Raw genomic sequence first — 17,126 nt, 5'->3', positions numbered from 1 at the left:
CTGTTCGGCTCGGGTCACGGCTGACTACCCCACGACGAAGTGAGGGCCGCCAGTTCGTCGGCCGACAGCCCCGACGTGCTCATCGGCGCGTGATGCGTGTCGTGCGAGCCGGTTTCGGCGTCCGACTTGGCGCCAAGCGCTTCCGCGAGCTCGTGCAGCACGGGATGTTCGAACACCATCCGCGGCGTCAGCGGCAGTCCGGCGTCGCGGGCCCGTGCGGCCACCCGCACGGCGAGAATGCTGTCGCCGCCGAGGTTGAAGAATTCGTCGTGGCGACCGACCACCCCGGCGCCGAGCACATCGGAGAAGATCGTCGCCAGCGCGCGCTCGGTCGCGGTCACGGGCGGTTCGGCCGGGCCGGTGACGGGCGCGGCCGGTGCCGATGGTCCCGGCGTCGCCGCGCCGGCCACCAGCTCGAGTAGGCCGTCGTCGCTCCACACGGCGCGCTCACCGGTGCGGTACAGCCTCGAACCGGGCTGCGCGGCAAACGGATCGGCGACCAAGCGGGTCGCGGTCAGCGATGGGCTCGCCAACCGGGCGAGGACGGCCGGGCCGCCGCCGTAGTAGACGTCGCCCACCACGCCGGCCGGGACCGGGTTCAGCCACGCGTCCAGTAGGTATACCCGCGCCGCGCCGGCGCCCGCGTTGGACCGGTCCAGAATGCGTTGTCGCTCTCGCGCGCCGGCGATCTCGACCTCGTGCAGCCGTTGATCGGGGCGGTGGGCGAACGCCTCGACGACGCGGACCAGCCACCCGGCGAACCGGCGCGCGGTGTCGCGTTGATAGAGCTCGGGGCGGAAAATGATGTGCCCGCGGTAGCCGTGTTCGGCGGCGAAGAAGTTGACCGACATGTCGGCGTGTGCGACGTCGAAGGTCGGCTCCAGCGCGCTGAACGTGGTGTCACCGGCCGGGCCGCTGCCGATGACGTTGTCGTGCGGCAACCGGTCACGAACGTGCACCACCACGTCGAACAGCGGATTGCGTGACAGCGACCGGACCGGGCTGACCGCGTCGACCACTCGGTCGAACGGCAGGTCCTGGTGCGAGTATGCGGCCAGCGCCATCTCCCGGGTCCGCAGCAGCACCTCGCGCAGAGTCGGATCTCCGCGAAGGTCGTTGCGCAACACCAGGATGTTGACGAAGAACCCGATCAGCCGATCGAGCCCGGCTTCGTCGCGACCGGCCACCGGGGTGCCGATGGGGACGTCCGGGCTCCCGCCGGCCTTGTGCAGCACGACCGCGACGGCGGCTTGCAGCAACATGAACTCGGTGATGCCGAGGTCGCGGCTCAGCGCCGTCACCCTGTCGCGGGTCTGCGACCCGAGGCTGAACTCGACGGCGTCGCCGGCGCCGCTGAGCGAGGGCGGGCGCGGGAAGTCCGGGCGCAGACCGGTTTCGGCCGGCATCCCCTCGAGTTGGCGGACCCAATAATCGCGCTGCGGGCCGGCGATGCCCGCGCTGTCGTCCAACAGCGCCGCCTGCCACCTGCCGTAGTCCGCGTACTGCACGGGCAGCGGCTCCCATGACGGGCTCTCCCCGCCGCGGCGGGCCCGGTAGGCGGTCAGCAGATCGGTGAACAGCACCCCCGCCGACCAGTGGTCACCGGCGATGTGATGCACCACCAACGACAACACGTGCTGGCCGGGAACGCTGAGCACCGCGGCCCGAATCGGCAGGTCGCCCTCCAGGTCGAAGACATACCGCCGCTCGTCGTCCAGTTCGGCCCGCAGCCAGCGCTCGTCGGGTCCGGCGGCGCGCCGCACCGGCACCTCGGCGGGCGGGTGGATGATCTGGTATGGGACACCGTCGATTTCGCGGTAGGTGGTGCGCAAGATCTCGTGCCGCGCCACGACGTCGGTGATGGCCGCCGCCAGCGCCGCGGTGTCGCACGGGCCACGCAATGCCGCGGCGAACGGAATGTTGTTGACGGCATTGGGCCCGTCGAACCGGTAGGTGGCCCAGCTTCGCAGCTGCGATGACGACAGCGGCACCGGACCGTCGTGTGGTGCGGGCACCAAACGCGGCCTCGCCGATTCCGGGTCCCGCGTGTCGATCTGTTCGGCGATCCTGGCTACCGTTGCCAGTTCGAAGATCTCGCGCACGCCGAGTTCGACTCCGAACGTGTTGCGCACCGCGGCGACCAATTTGGTGGCGAGCAGGGAATGGCCGCCCAGGTCGAAGAACGAGTCGTCGGCACCGACCCGCTCCCGGCCGAGCAGCTCGGCGAACAGCCGGGCGACGCCGCGTTCGGTGGCCGTGTCCGGTGCGCGGAACGCGCCGCCGGAACCGACCTGCGGTTCGGGGAGCGCGGCGCGGTCGATCTTGCCGTGCGCGGTGATCGGAATCTCTTCGAGCACAACGTATGCCGCCGGCACCATGTATTCCGGCAGCGCCGCCGCCACCCGGGCCCGGATGCGGTCGAGGTCGACCCCGCAATTCCCGTCGTCGCCGGTCGCCGGGGTCACGTAACCCACCAGGCTCTTGCCCAGCCGCGGCAGGTAGCTGACCACCACCACGGCCTGTCCGACCGTGGGATCGACCGAGATGGCCGCGGCCACGTCCCCCAGTTCGATCCGGAAACCGCGGATCTTGACCTGTTCGTCGGCGCGGCCCACGAACTCGACATCGCCGTCGGCGTTGCGGCGCGCCAGGTCTCCCGATCGATACATCCTGGCCCCGGGGTTGAACGGGTCGGCGACGAACCGCTCGGCGGTGAGCCGGGAGCGGCGATGGTATCCGTGCGCCAGATGCGTTCCGCCAAGGTAAATCTCGCCGATCACGCCCACCGGCACCGGTTGCAGCGAATCGTCGAGCAGGTACATCGTGGTATTGATCTTGGGCTTGCCGATGGGCACGATGCGGGTGCCCTGCGGTCCCTCCACCAGGTAGCGGCTGGCGTTGATCACGGTTTCGGTCGGGCCGTAGAAGTTGTGCAACAGCGCGTCGAAGGTGGCGTGGAACTTGTCGGCCACCTCGCCCGGCAGCGGCTCGCCGCCGATCGGCACCCGCCGCAACGTCCGCCACTGGTTGACGCCCGGCAGCGACAGGAACAGGCCCAGCAGCGACGGCACGAAATGCATTGCGGTGATGCCCTCGTCGCGCAACAAGGCGGTGAGATAACCGATGTCACCGAGTCCCCCTGGGCGCGGGATCACCATCCGCGCGCCGCAGGCCAGCGTGCCGAAGATCTCGGCGATCGACACATCGAAGCTTGGGGAGGCGACCTGCAACAGCCGGTCGGTGTGGTCGACCCCGTACTCCCCCTTGAACCAGACGAAGTATTCGGCGACGGGCCGATGCGGCACCGCGACGCCTTTGGGCAACCCGGTGGTGCCCGACGTGTAGATCAGGTAGGCGGTGTTGTCCGGCCGCAGCGGCCGGACCCGATCGGCGTCGGTCGGATCGTCGGCGCGATAGCCGGCCAAGTCACCCACCGGTTCCCGCAGCACCAGCGTCGCGTCGCAGTCGTCGAGGATGAATTCCAGCCGATCTCGCGGGTAGGTGGGGTCGACGGGCACATACACCGCACCGGACTTGGCGATGCCCAGCGCGGTGACGACCAGGTCCGGCGACTTGTCCAGCAGCACGGCGACCCGGTCCTCGCTACCGATGCCCTGCCCGATCAGCCAGTGCGCCAGGCGGTTTGCCGCCTCGTTGACGGCCCGGTAGGTGAGCCGGCGGCCCTCGTATACCACCGCGGCGGCATCGGGAGTGCGCGCGGCCTGCTCGGACACCAGGTCGGCGAGGGTCCTCGGCGGGGTGTCGAACGCCTCACCGCGCGACACCGCGCGCAGCCAGTCGGCGTCGGCGCCGCCCAGCAGGGCCAACCGGGCCAACGGCTTGTCCGGTTGGGCCAGGGCGTCGTCGAGCAGCACGGCGAAGTGATCCAGCAGCTGTCTCACCAGTGCGGGGTCCAGGATCTCCCACAGGTGCTCGGCCTCGACCAGCGCACCGGTGCTGTCGAATTCGACCATGAACCCCAGGGGTAACTGAGTGAGGTTGCTGCGCAGGTCGTAGCGCTCGCATGCGATGCCGGGCGGGCGGAAACCCCCACCGTCGGGTTCGCGGAATCCGAAGGACAGCCGGGTCATTCGTTCGGCGCCGTGGCGGCGATCGGGAATCAGTTCGCGCACCACGCGGTCGAGGTTGACCCGCTGATGGGCGAACGCCCCGGTGGCGGCGTCTCGCGTCGACGCCAGCAGCTCGCGGAATCTCATTGTCGGGCGCGGCCGCAGCCGCATCGCCACCGTGTTGCCGAAATACCCGATGGCATCGTCGGTTCCGGCGCCTCGATTGAGTACCGGTGCGGCGACGAGGAAGTCGTCGCAGTGGGTGTAGCGGTGCACCAGCGCGCCGAAGGCGGCCAGCAGCACCATGTATGGGGTGCAGCCGGTGTCCCGCGCCGTCGCGGACACCAGCCGGGTGGTGTCGGCGGACAGCCGCAGCGTCGTGCGGGCGGCGCGCCAGGTGGTCGGCACGGCGGTTCCGGCGGGGCCGGGAAGTTCCAGTGGCTCCGGCGGATCGGCCATGACGGCGCGCCAGTAGTCGAGGTCGGCCTCGCTGGTATCCGGTCCGGATGCGGCGGGCGGGCGGTGGGGCTCGAGGTGGTTGCCCTGGTACGCGCTGGTGAGATCGGAGAAGAACACCCTCCAGGAGCCGTCGTCCCACGCGATGTGGTGGGCCACCAACAGCAGCACGTGTTCGGTGGCCGCCGTGCGCACGACGGTGATCCGCAACGGCGCGTCGCTGGAAAGATCGAAGGCCGCGGAAAACTCGCGCTGGGCAAGCACTTCGAGGCGAAGCCGGCGTGCGTGCTCCGACAGGTCGGTCAGGTCGTGTTCGGCCCACCCCGGGCGGAGATCATCGTGCACCACGGCCCGCGGGTCGCCCTGGTCGCCGACGGCGTAGGTGGTGCGCAGGATGCGATGGCGGCGGGATACGGCGTTGACGGCGTCACGCAGCCGGGCGGGGTCGAGCTCGCCGGTGATCCGGTACGAGACGCAGACGTTGAGCAGCGCGCCGCTGGGGTCGGCCGATTGCACGAACCACATGCGCGCCTGACCGTCGGAGAGCTGATCGTCGGCGGCGGGACGAGGTTCCCCGGCGTCGCCGGCGAGACCGCGTTCGGCGAGCCTGCGCCGAAGCAGTTCCAGTCTGGCCGCATCGAGCCGGGCGCCGGTGTCGGCGATGTCAGTCACGCGAAATGTCCACTTTCTCTGTTGTTTCGAGGCGCTCGGCGGTGTCCCCGAGCTGTTCGACGAGTTCGTCGCCGGTGATTTCGCCCATCAGCGTGGCCAGGGACACGGTCCGGCCGATCATTCGTGTGAGGCGTTTGCGCAGATCGAGCGCCAGCATCGAGTCGACGCCCAGATCGAAGAGCGATTCGGCGAGGTTCAGCTCGGCGGGTCGCTCGATTCCGAGCACGGCCGCCAGCTGGCTACGCACCGCGTCGGGCACCGACACCTCGTCATGTTCGCCAGCGACGGCGTCCGTAGGGCCGGGCGGCCCGGACCTCGTGCCGTCCAGGAACATCCGCAGCCGGGACGCGTCCGCCGCGAACACGAGCGGGTCCTCGCGCCACTCGCGTAGGCTCGCCTCGATCGCCTCGCGCGGCGCCATGGGGCGCAGCCCGGACCGCTCGATGTCGGCGAGCCCGGCCGAATCCGCGATGCTCCGGCCCGATTCGGTCGATCCCTGCCATAGGCCCCATCTCACCGCGACGCAATGCCTCCCCGCATCGCGCAGCTGGCCGGCGATCACGTCCAGCAGCCGGTTGGCCGCCGAGTACGCCGCGTGTCCGCGCCCGCCCCACACCCCGGACACCGACGAACACAACAGCATTCGCGCGTCGGCGCGCACCGGCCACACCTCGACCAGATGGGCGAGACCGCGGACCTTGGCGGCGAAGGTGTCCGCGGCGGCGTCGGCCCCCAGCTCGTGTACCGTGCCGAACGCGGCGCTGCCCGCGGCGTGGACGATCAGCGACGCACCGGCGCCGCCGTATTCCGCCGCGACGAGCGACAATTGGGCCGGGTCGGTGATGTCGCAGGGCGGCGACGCGAGCTCGGTGCCGTAGCCCGCCACCAGGGTCGTCAGCAGTTCGGGATCCGCGGGTCGGCGGCTCAGCAGGATGATGCGCCGCGCGCCGCGCTCGGCGAGATCGCGGGCGTAATGCAGGCCGAGGGCCCCGGACCCGCCGGTGATCACCACGTCGTCGAGCACTCCGGGGACCAGTGGCCATTGCGCGGGGACGGGCCCATCGCGAAACGAGCGCTCGAACAACGCGTATCCGCTTTCGGAGTCGCGCAGCGCGGTTTCGCCGCAACCGGACAGCAAACCTGCCACGGCGGTGTGACCGGCGACCGGCGTCAGCTCCCCCGGCGCCAGGTCCAGGTGGGTGAAACTGCGCTCGGGATAATCGAATCCGATGCTACGGTGCAGCGCGGCCAGCGCCGCCTGGCCGGGTGAGGGCGGCGTGTCGCGATCGCCTACCCGCTCGGCGCCCACCGTGACCAGACAAACGGTGTGGCAGTGGGGACCGAGCGCGCGCGCATAGTCGAGCTGACCGGAGCCGATCAGTGCCGTGAGGGTCTCGGCGGCCGCGGCGGCGTCGGCCCCGTCGAGCGTGGGGGCGATCGCCACGACGACCTCGGCAGCCGGCGGCGCGGCGAGAGTGGCCCCCGGGTGGGACTCGATCGCCGCGCGCAGCGACCGGGCCAGTGGGCCTTGGTCGGCGCCGACCAGCGCGAGACGCGCGGGCCGGCCCGCGGCGGGCGCGGGCCGCGCCGACGCCGGTTCCCAGTGCTCGACCGCAACGGTGAGGCCGGGCGGCCCCGCCAATGTCTCGAGCGGTTCCGGGTGCGCCCACATCGGAATCGCGCGCATCGGCGCGCCCGGAAAGCCGCGCAAACCCACCTCGCCGCCGTCCAGATAATCGCCCCAGCCGTAGCCGGGGTCGGCCACCGCCGCGGTGACGATATTCGCCGACAGCGTGTCGGCCAACGGCTCATCCCGGTGCGCCGACCCGACCAGCACCGCCGGGTCCTCGCGGGCCTCGAAGATCTGTCCGATCGAGAACAGCAGCGCGGGATGCGCCGACAGCTCGATGAACGAGCCCGCGCCACAACGGATTGCCGCCTCGAATGCGCGGTCCAGCCGCACCGTGTTGCGCAGGTTCGCATACCAGTACTCGCCGAACCGTGCGTCCGGACCCACCACGTCGCCGGTGGCGCCGCCGATGAATTGCACCGGGGCCTCGGCGAATTCCGACGCGGGCAGTCGCAGCCGGAATTCGTCGCGCAGCCGCTCGAGCACGCTGGTGTGCCCCGGAAAGCCCGCGGCGATCTCGCGGGCGAAGCCGCCGCTGCGGCGAACGGCGTCGACGACGGCCAGCACCGCGTCGCGATCTCCCGAGACCGCGACGGTCGAGGCCGAGTAGACCACCGACAGCTCCACCCAGCCTTCGGCGGCCGCGATCAGCGCCCCGGCCTCCCGGGCCCCGACGCCCAGGGTCGCCATCGCGTAGCGACCCGGAAGACGGTCGACCACACCGGCGCGCGCCGCGACCACCGCGACCGCGTCGGGCAACGTGATGCTGCCGGCGACGACGGCCGCGGCGACCTCGCCGAGGCTCTGCCCGATGGTGAGGTCGGGAACCACGCCGCACGAGCGCCACACCTCGGCCAGGGCGACGGCGTGCACGAATTGCGCTCCCTGGACTTCGATCTCGGAAAAGGTCTGCGGGTCGTCCCCGGCCGTCAGGTAGCGCAGCGGCGACGCGACGCCGGCGGCCTCGAAAGCCGCGACGCAGCCGTCGGCGGCGGCCCGGTAGTGGTCGAGCGCCCGGTAGGCGGCGGCGCCCATGCCCGGCCAGTGGCCGCCCTGGCCGGGAAACACGAACGCCTGTCGGGGGGCCGCGGTCAGCGCCGACCTGGCGACCAGCGGATGCTCCCGCTCGTCGGCCAGCGCGCGTAGCCCCTCGACGAACTCGGCCCGGTGCGCGGCGCGGATCACCGCGCGGAACGTGCGGACCCGTCGGGTTGAGCGCAGCCGCCGGGCCACCTGCGCCACAGTCGTTTCCGGAAAGCGGTCGAGATAGTCGGCGATCGCCCGGGCGTCCGTGGGGACGAGTTCGTCGGCGTGGGCGCTGAGCAGTACCGGGATCCGCCCGTCGGGCAGGCGTCTGGCGGCCATCAGGCGACCCCGCGCCCGTCGGCGTCGGGCATCGAGACGATCAGATGGGTGTTCGTGCCGCTCATCCCGAACGCGGACACCGCCGCGGTGCGCCAGCCATCGACGGCCTGCCAGGGCGTCAGCTTGTCCGCCAACCGCAAACCCTGGCTCTCCCAATCTATTTCGCGGCTGGGCTCGTCGACGTGCAGGGTGGGCGGCACCGCGGCGTGTTCGGCGGACAGGATCACCTTGGCCAGGCCCAACGCCCCCGCCGCGGCCTGCGCGTGCCCGATGTTGGACTTGACCGATCCCAGGAGCGGTCCGCGTCCGGGTGGCGCGGTGCCGTAACTGGCCGCCATCGACAACAGCTCCGTCCGGTCGCCGAGCCGGGTTCCGGTGGCATGGCCCTCGATCATCCCGACGTCGACGGGCTCGATACCGGCCTGCGCAAGGGCGCGCCGGAACAGCCGCAGCTGCGCGTCGCCGCTGGGGGCCATCAGCCCGGCGCTGCGCCCGTCCGAGTTCAGGCAGCTGGCACGCACTTCGGCGAGGATGCGACGCCCGTCGGCCACCGCCCTGGACCGGCGCTGCAGCACGAACATGGCCGCACCCTCGGCCCAGACGGTGCCGCTGGCGAGCGCGCTGTAGGGCCGGCAGCGGCCGTCGTCGGACAGCGCGTGCTTCTTCGAGAACTCAACGAAATAGCCAGGGCTGCCCATCACGCACACGGCGCCGGCGATCGCGAGGTCGCAGTCGCCGGCCCGGATAGCCTGCACCGCGGTATGGAACGCCGCCAGCGCCGACGAGCACGCGGTGTCGATCGTCAGCGCCGGACCCGCCAGGTCCAGTGTGTAGGCGATGCGCCCCGAGATGACGCCCAGCGACGTCCCGGTGATCAAATGCCCGCTGTGATGGGAGAATTCGGAGAGCGGAGGGCCGTACTCGAGCGTGGAGGCGCCGACGTAGCAGCCCACGTCGTGACCGGCCAGGTCGTCGGGGTTGATCCCGCTGTTCTCCACGCTGCGCCACGCCACCCGCAGGCCGACCCGCTGCTGGGGGTCCATGGCGGTCGCTTCGCGCCGGGAGATGCCGAAGAACTCCGGATCGAAGGCCGTTGCGCCGGACAGGAATCCACCGAGGTTGCGGATGGGCTTGAACCCGTCCCGCCGCGACCCGTCAAACAGCTCGCGCAGCGCCCAGCCCCGATCGGTGGGGAACGGTCCCAGGGCCTCCCGCTGCTCGGAGAGCAGCGCCCAGAAGTCGTCCGGGGTTTCGATCCCACCGGGCGCCTCGAAGGCCAACCCGACGATGACGACCGGGTCGCTATCGGACATCGGCGCTCACCAGCCGGGCCACCGCATCGAGGTGATCGTTGAGGTAGAAGTGCCCGCCCTCGAATTCCGACACCGTGAATCGGCCGGATGTGTGGGTTTGCCAGCTGGCCAAGGTTCCCCGGCTGATCCGGTGGTCGCGGTCGCCACCGACCGCATGGATGTCGGCGCCGATGCGCACGTCCGGACCGCAGGAGTAGGCGTTCAAGGCGCGGTAGTCGGCCTGCACCGCCGTCACCAGGAGTTCGACGAATTCCTCATCCTCCAGCAGCGCCGGATCGGTGCCGCCGAGATCCACCATGTCGGCCAGCACGCCCCTTTCGCTAATCGGCAGGGGCCCGTACGCGGCGACCGTCGACGGGGCCTGCCCGGCCGACGCCCACAGCGCGCGCACCGGCACTCCGTTGCTTTCGGCGACGCGGGCGAACTCGAAGGCGACCACCGCCCCCATGCAATGCCCGAACAGGCTCAGCGGAGCCGCCGAAGCCCAGTCCCCGGCCTCGAAAAGCTCGCGCGCCAGCGCACCGATGCTGTCCGCCGCGGGGTCATTGCGCCGGTCCGCCCGCTGCGGGTACTGCACCACGAAGGCATCAACGCCGTTGGCCGACAACGCTTTGGCCAGCGAGCGGTAGGCCGCGGCCGCACCGCCGGCGTGCGGGAACACGACCACCGAGCCGCGCGCGGCGGCACCGGTGAACCGCTTCACCCAGGGCTGGAACTCCCGCGGCGCCGGCGCGGTCGGCTTCGCCGGAATTTCGTCAAGCGCGGACAGCACGTCGACACTCGCCATGTCCGCGATTTCCAGGTACACGTCGGCGACCTGCTCCAGCCGGCCGTCGGCTTCCCGCCCGACGAGCAACTGGGCCAGGGTCGCGACGGTCCGGGCGGCGAAAATGTCGGCGACCATCAGGCTCGGCGAATCGAGCCACTGCCGGATGCCGGCGACGGCCTGGGTCGCGAGCACGGAGTCGCCACCGAGGGAAAAGAAGTCGTCGTGCACGCCCACGGCGTCGACGTCGCGGTTCAGCAGCTCCGCGACGATGTGGCACAGCGCTCGTTGCAGACGGGTGGCCGGCGCCCGGTAGGGCACCGAGGTCTCGCGCGACCGCTCGGCCACCGCCGCGGCCAGCAGCCCGGCGACCGCGCGCCGGTCGATCTTGCCGCCGTCGGTGAAGGGGATGCGCCCGACCACCGAGATGTGCGCCGGAATCATGTGGGCGGGAACCAGATCGGCAAGGCCGTCGCGCATCCACCGGGCGTCCGACGCAAGCCCATCGAGGCAGACCTGCGCGGCCAGCACCTCGGCGCCGCCGGGCGCGGGCACCAGCGCGGCCACGGCCGCGCGCACCCCGGGCACCCGCCGCAGCGCGGCCTCGATCTCGCCGAGCTCGACGCGATACCCGCTGACCTTGATCCGGTGATCGGCGCGGCCGACGAACTCGAGGGTGCCGTCGCGCCAGTAGCGAGCCAGATCGCCGGTGCGGTACCAGATCCGGCCATCGTGGGCGACGAAGCGCTGGGCGGTCAGCTCGGGGCGCCCACGATACCCGCGGGCGATGCCGCGCCCGGACACCCAGAGCTCGCCGGCCACCCAGTCGGGGCAGTCCGCGCCCCCGTCGCCGACCACCCGGCAAGCGATGTTGGGAAACGGCTTGCCGTAGGGCACCGCGGTCCAGTGGTCGGGCAGCTCCTCGGTGACTTCGAAAATGGTTGCGTGGACTGCCGTTTCGGTGGCGCCACCGAGACCGGCGAACCGCACGCCGGGCGCCTGCGCCCGCAGCCGGCGGGCCAGGCCCGGGCGCACCCAGTCACCGCCGGTGGGTACCACCCGCAGCGACGACAGCCGCCCATGGCCGACCTCGACCAGCATCTCCAGCCAGCCGGGCAGGAAGTTCAGCACGGTGACCCGATGGCCGTCGATCAGCCGGGCCCAGGCGTCGGGGTCGCGGCGCTGCGCCTCGTCGACCACCACGATCGCCCCACCGGCGCGCAGCGTGGCGAAGACGTCCAGCACCGACATGTCGCATTCCAGCGTCGACAGCGCCAGGCATCGGTCGGCGGCGCCGATCCCGAAGTGGCGGGTGACGAATTCGACCGTGTTCATCGCGGCGTCGTGCGTCATCTCGACGCCCTTGGGCTCGCCCGTCGACCCGGAGGTGAACAGCACGTAGGCGAGCGCATCGGGATCCGTTGCAGCGGGCCGGATGTCGGACGGTGCGCCGCGCAACAGGTCGGCGATCACCAGCGCGGGCACCGGCAACGAAAGCGGCCGGCCGCCGCACACCAGCGCCGCGCGCACCCCACCGGTTTTCAGGATGCGCTCCGCCCGGTCGTGTGGCTGGTCGACGCCGATCGGCAGGTACACCCCGCCGGCGGCCAGGATCCCGAGCAGCGCGGGCACCTGTTCGGCGGTCTTCGGGCCCATCACCGCGACGGTGTCTCCGGCGCCGATCCCGGCCGCCCGCAACGCGGCGGCCACGGCCAGCGCCTGATCGCGCAGTTGCGCATAGGTGAGGTCGCCCGAGCCCGCGAAGACCGCGGGCGCGTCGGGTTGCCGTTCGGCCCGGCGGAAGAACCCGTCGTGCAGCGCCTCGCCGCTGGGCTCGGCGGTGTGGCCGTTGGCCGCCTCGCGCACCGCCCGCTGCGCCTCCGGCAGCGCCGGGGGGCCGGGCGCGTCCCAGGCGTCGTCGGCGGTGGCCAGCCGGAGCAGCTCGTCGATGTGGTGGGCGAACATGGCGTCGATGACGCCCGGCGCAAAGACCCCGTCGCGCACGTCCCAGTTCACCAGCACGCCGCCGTCGAACTCGGTGACCTGCGCGTCGAGCAGCACCTGGGGACCCTGGGAAATGATCCAGGCGGGTGTGCCGAATTGCGTTGTGACGTCGGCACCGAACAGTTCCCCCAGACCGAGCGCGCTGGTGAAGACCATCGGCGCCAGGACCTGGGTGCCGCGCTGGCGGCTGAGGTCGCGCAGCACCGACAGCCCGGGGTAGGCGGAATGGGCGGCGGCGGTCCGCATGGCGTCCTGCATGGCGTGCGCGCGCGCCGCCGGGGTCTCGGCCCCGCTCAAGTCGATGTCGAGCAGCAGCGACGAGGTGAAATCGCCGACCACGAGGTCGACGTCGGGGTGCAGCTCCTGGCGCCCGAACAGGGGGACGTTCAGCAGGAATCGCGCGGTGGACCAGCGGGCCAGCGCGTCGGCGAACGCGGCGCCCAGCGCCATCGCCGGGGTGACGCCGCGGGCCCGGGCGCGGGCGAACAGCGCATCGCGGGTCGCCGGATCCAGCCAGTGCCAGCGTCTGGTGCTGGTGCGCGAGTCCCGGCCGCCGGTCGATGGCGGTGCCGGCGGGTCGGGCAGGTGCGGGATGCGTTGTGCCCACCAGTCCCGGTCGGCGTCGCGATCCGGCCGCGGTTGCGCCTCCTGCCGGGCGATCGCCTGCCGGTATTCCCGATAGCTGTAACGCAATTCGGGGAGGTCGCGGCCCGAATAGAGGGCGGCCAGGTCGGCCATCAGGGTGCGGTAGCTCATCGCGTCGGCGGCCTGCATGTCCAGATCGACGTGCAACCGGGACCGATCGCCGGGCAGCAGCGTCAACGTCAGTTCGAACACCGCGCCGTCGAGCTGTTGGTGTGATTTGGCGTCCCGTAGGGCCGCGAGCCGCTGCTCGACGTCTACGTCGTCGCGCAGGTCGACCACCGCGACGGGGAAGTCGCCGCATTCGTCCACCGGGATGCGCTGCGTGCCGTCGGGCAGAAACCGCACCCGCAGCATCGGGTGACGTTGCGCCAGCCGGGTGGCCGCCGCGCGCAGGCGGTCCGGCTCGACCGGGCCGCCGTCGAACTCCACGTAGAGGTGCCCAGCCACCCCGCCGAGCTGCTGGTTGTCCTGACGCCCGACCCACATCGCGTGCTGCATCGGGGCGAGGGGGAAGGGGTCGCCGGCGTGCCCGGTCGCGTCGACCACCGGCACCGCCAGCTCGGCGGGGGGCGTCGGCGCGCCTGCGGTGACCAGCTCGGACCACGCCTCGATCGTCGGAGCCGCGGCCAGCGCGGCGAAATCGACGGCGACGCCGTCCCGGCGCCAGCGACCGGCCAGCGTCATCATCCGGATGGAGTCCAGGCCCTGGCCGATCAGGTTGCTGCCTGGGTCGATGGCGTCGGCGCGGACGCCGAGCAGCGCGGCCACCTCCGCGCGGATGTCCTCCGAGCACGCCGGGGCACGCACCACGAAATCCTCCCAGAATTAGCAAAGGCTGCCCTAAGTTGTTGGTTACCCTATCCTCGATACCTGCGTGGCCGCTACCACCCCCCAAACCAAGGAGTCCGATGGCCCCGAACATGCCGCGGCGTCCGGGCCCGCAGGGCTTCGTGCCGTTCCCGGCCGACCGGGCCGCGTCCTACCGGGCGGCGGGCTATTGGGCGGGACGGGCGCTGGACACAGTCCTGACCGACGCGGCACTCCGCTGGCCCGACCGCATCGCGGTCGTCGACGGGCTGTCGGACGGCGGGTTGAGCTACGCCGAACTCGACGAGCGGGCCGCCCGCGTCGCTGCGGGGCTGGGGCGGCTGGGCATCGCGCCGGGCGACCGGGTGCTGTTGCAGCTGCCGAACGGCTGCCCGTTCGCGGTCGCCCTGTTCGGGTTGCTGCGCGCGGGGGCGGTCCCGGTGCTGTGTCTGCCCGGCCACCGGGGCGCCGAGCTGGCCCACTTCGCCGCGGTCAGCGACGCGACGGGTCTCATAATCCCGGACACCGCAAGCGGTTTCGACTATCGGGCGATGGCGCGCGGCCTGGTCGACGATCACCCCGCGCTGCGGCACGTCGTCGTCGTCGGCGACCCCGGGGAATTCACCCCGTGGACGCAACTGTGCGAGGAAAGCGCCAAAAGGTCTCCCGCACCGCCGGCCGACCCGGAAACCCCTGCGCTGCTACTGGTTTCGGGCGGCACCACCGGCATCCCCAAGCTGATTCCCCGCACCCACGAGGACTACCTCTTCAACGCGAAAGCCAGCGCCGAGGTGTGCCGCCTGCGCGCCGACGACGTCTACCTGGCGGTGCTGCCCGCGGGCCACAACTTCCCCCTCGCCTGCCCCGGTCTGCTGGGGGCCATGGCCGTGGGAGCGACGACGGTGTTCGGCGCCGATCCCAGCCCGGAGGCCGCGTTCGCCGCGATCGCGCGCCACCGGGTCACGGTCACCGCCCTGGTGCCGGCGCTGGCCAAGCTGTGGGCGCAGGCCTGCGACTGGGAGCCGGTGACGCCAAAATCGTTGCGGTTGCTGCAGGTTGGCGGGGCACGACTGGAGCCGGCGGACGCCCGTCTGGTGCGCGCCGCGCTGACGCCGGGCCTGCAGCAGGTGTTCGGGATGGCGGAGGGCCTGCTGAACTACACCCGCCCGGACGACCCGCCAGACCTCCTCGAGAACACCCAGGGGCGGCCGCTGTGCGCCGCCGACGAACTGCGCATCGTCGACGCGGCGGGCGAGCCGGTGGCGCCAGGCGACGAGGGCGAGCTGCTGGTGCGCGGACCGTACACGATCAACGGCTACTTCCGTGCCGAGCGCGACAACGAGCGCTGCTTCGACCCCGACGGCTTCTACCGCAGCGGCGATCTGGTCCGCCGCCGAGACGACGGCTACCTGGTGGTCACCGGCCGGGTCAAGGACGTCATCTGCCGTGGCGGTGAAACCGTCGCGGCGGCGGAGCTCGAGGAGCACCTGCTGAGCCATTCCGCGATCCGATCCGCGGCAGCGGTGGGGCTACCCGATCGCTATCTTGGCGAAAAGATCTGTGCGGCAGTCGTTTTTGCTGGAAAGCCGGTCACCCTCGCCGAGCTGAACGCGCACCTCGACGAGCGCGGGGTGGCCGCCCATGCCCGGCCCGACATGCTGGTTGCGATGGCGGCGCTACCCACCACGCCGATCGGCAAGGTCGACAAGAAGGCGCTCGCCCGCCGCTTCGGCGGGACTTAGCGCGATTCTTAGTGCTGCACCCGCACCGCGAGGTAGTAATCGTGCACCCGGGCGTTGTCGACGGTGTAGCTGACCGCCTTCACGGCGGCATCATGGTCGGAACTCAACCAACGCTCGGTGTGCTGGCGCTCGAACTCGGCCCACGATGCCACGGTGAACCGCTCCAGCATGAGTTGGGGACTCTTGGTGCTGCGGTACAACCGCCAACTGTGGCCACCGGTACGCAGGCGTGATCGCCGGACCGCGCTCATCGCCTCGACGAAGCCATTGAGGTTCTCGGCCGACACTCGATATTGCACGGTCACCAGCACCGGCCCGTCGTTGGCGCGCGGCTCGAACACGACCATCGGCGACGTCCAGCACGTGGAAATGTCGCGGCTCAGCAGCCCGGTGGCCGCCCGCAACGGCAGCACGGCGACGCTGAGGGCGGCCACGCCCAGCAGCACCGCCGAGCACGTCAGCGAGATCTCGAGCCCCGCCTGCGTGGCAATGACGCCCCAGCAGTATGAGCCGATCGCCATAGAACCCGTGAACACCAGCAGATAAACCGACAACCCCCGGGCCCGAACCCATTGCGGCAAGTGCAGTTGCGCCGCGGCGTTCAACGTCGACAAGGTGATCAGCCAGGACATCCCCGCCAGCACCAACGCGGGCATCGCCGCCGCGAACGGCAGCCACCCGACCGCCGCCGGCGCGAGACCATAGACGGCGGCGCATGCTGCCAGGAGCACGTTGGCCGACACCTTCCGGCGCAGCGGTGTGGCGACCGCGACCGCGATCGTCGCGCCAAGCCCGATCGCCCCCAGTGTCAGACCGTAGCCGCTGGCTCCCAGGTGCCATCGGTGGTCGGCGGCCACGGGCAACAGGGCCAACAGGGCCGATGCGGGGAACAGGAAAAGGCTGGCGCGCAACAGGATTCTGCGAAAGATCGGGCTGTGGGCCACGTATTGCAGTCCGGTGCCGATCGCCTGGCTGATGCGTTCTCGCTCGATCGGCGCGATTTGCTTGGGGCGCTTCCAGCCCCGCAGGACGACGATGATCCCGGCGAACGAGACCGCGTTGATCGCGAAGACGGCGGCGGGGCCGGCCAGCGCGACGGCGACGCCGCCGATGGCGGGTCCCACCGCCTGGCCCACGTTCGCCGAGACGCTGGACAAGGTGGCTGCGGCGGGTATCTGCTCGCGCGGGACGACCTCGGGCTGAATCGCCTGCCAGGCCGGTGCGGTCAGCGCCGAAGCGCAGCCGATGGCAACGGTGAACAGCAACAGCGATGTCGGGGTGAGGTGACCGCCGTAGGTCAGCGCGGCCAGCGCCAGCGCCACCACCACCGCGTAGGACTGCAGGAAGATCAACAGCCGCCGCCGGTCGAACAGATCGGCCAGCACGCCGGCGAACAGCCCCAGCACCAGCGTCGGCCCCAGGCTGGCCGTCTGGATCAGCGACACGATGGCGGCGCTGCCGTGCTCCTCGATCAAGAACCATTGGGCCGCCACGCTTTGCATCCAGGTCCCGATGTTGGAGATGAACTGCGCGATGAACAGGCCGCGGTACAGGCGATCGCGCAACGGCGAGGGCGCCGGCTGCCCGCCGTCGGCGCGCTCGGCGACCTGAGTCACCATCGAACCGATTGACGACGGCCCGCCGCTTCACGGGCAA

6 protein-coding genes are annotated in these 17,126 nt (G+C 71.4%); 1 reads left to right on the top strand and 5 read right to left on the bottom strand.

All coding sequences use genetic code 11. From position 1 onward, the window contains the following. Nucleotides 1-14: 14 nt before the first annotated feature. From A5787_RS01690 to A5787_RS01675, 4 genes are read right to left on the bottom strand one after another with little or no spacing between them, the layout of a single operon-like run. Complete coding sequence (locus tag A5787_RS01690; protein ID WP_066960662.1) at nt 15-5,198, bottom strand: non-ribosomal peptide synthetase; 5,184 nt, start codon at nt 5,196-5,198, stop codon at nt 15-17. Further along, nucleotides 5,191-8,193 carry a mycobactin polyketide synthase MbtD gene (gene mbtD / locus A5787_RS01685; RefSeq protein ID WP_066960659.1) on the bottom strand — a complete coding sequence of 1,001 codons (3,003 nt, stop codon included), beginning with the start codon at nt 8,191-8,193 and terminating at the stop codon, nt 5,191-5,193. The genes A5787_RS01690 and mbtD overlap by 8 nt, the downstream gene beginning before the upstream one ends. Further along, the gene (locus tag A5787_RS01680) at nt 8,193-9,506 is read right to left on the bottom strand and encodes a polyketide synthase (protein ID WP_066960656.1); all 1,314 of its coding nucleotides are present in this window, start codon (nt 9,504-9,506) and stop codon (nt 8,193-8,195) included. Before A5787_RS01680 ends, mbtD begins: the two co-directional genes overlap by 1 nt. Further along, the gene (locus A5787_RS01675; protein ID WP_066960653.1) at nt 9,496-13,731 is read right to left on the bottom strand and encodes a non-ribosomal peptide synthetase; all 4,236 of its coding nucleotides are present in this window, start codon (nt 13,729-13,731) and stop codon (nt 9,496-9,498) included. Before A5787_RS01675 ends, A5787_RS01680 begins: the two co-directional genes overlap by 11 nt. A gap of 98 nt (nt 13,732-13,829) precedes the next feature. On the opposite strand from A5787_RS01675, the gene A5787_RS01670 reads away from it, so the two are divergent. Then, nucleotides 13,830-15,470 (top strand): (2,3-dihydroxybenzoyl)adenylate synthase, encoded by a 1,641-nt coding sequence (locus A5787_RS01670; RefSeq protein WP_066960649.1) that lies wholly within the window; start codon nt 13,830-13,832, stop codon nt 15,468-15,470. 8 nt (nt 15,471-15,478) lie between these two features. Here A5787_RS01670 and A5787_RS01665 read toward each other — a convergent pair whose 3' ends face one another. Beyond that, nucleotides 15,479-17,089 carry an MFS transporter gene (locus A5787_RS01665; RefSeq protein ID WP_066960646.1) on the bottom strand — a complete coding sequence of 537 codons (1,611 nt, stop codon included), beginning with the start codon at nt 17,087-17,089 and terminating at the stop codon, nt 15,479-15,481. Nucleotides 17,090-17,126: the final 37 nt, after the last annotated feature.

It is taken from the genome of Mycobacterium sp. 852002-50816_SCH5313054-b (assembly GCF_001667185.1).
GTDB lineage: Bacteria > Actinomycetota > Actinomycetes > Mycobacteriales > Mycobacteriaceae > Mycobacterium.
This window is presented reverse-complemented; position numbering and strand designations above follow the sequence as displayed.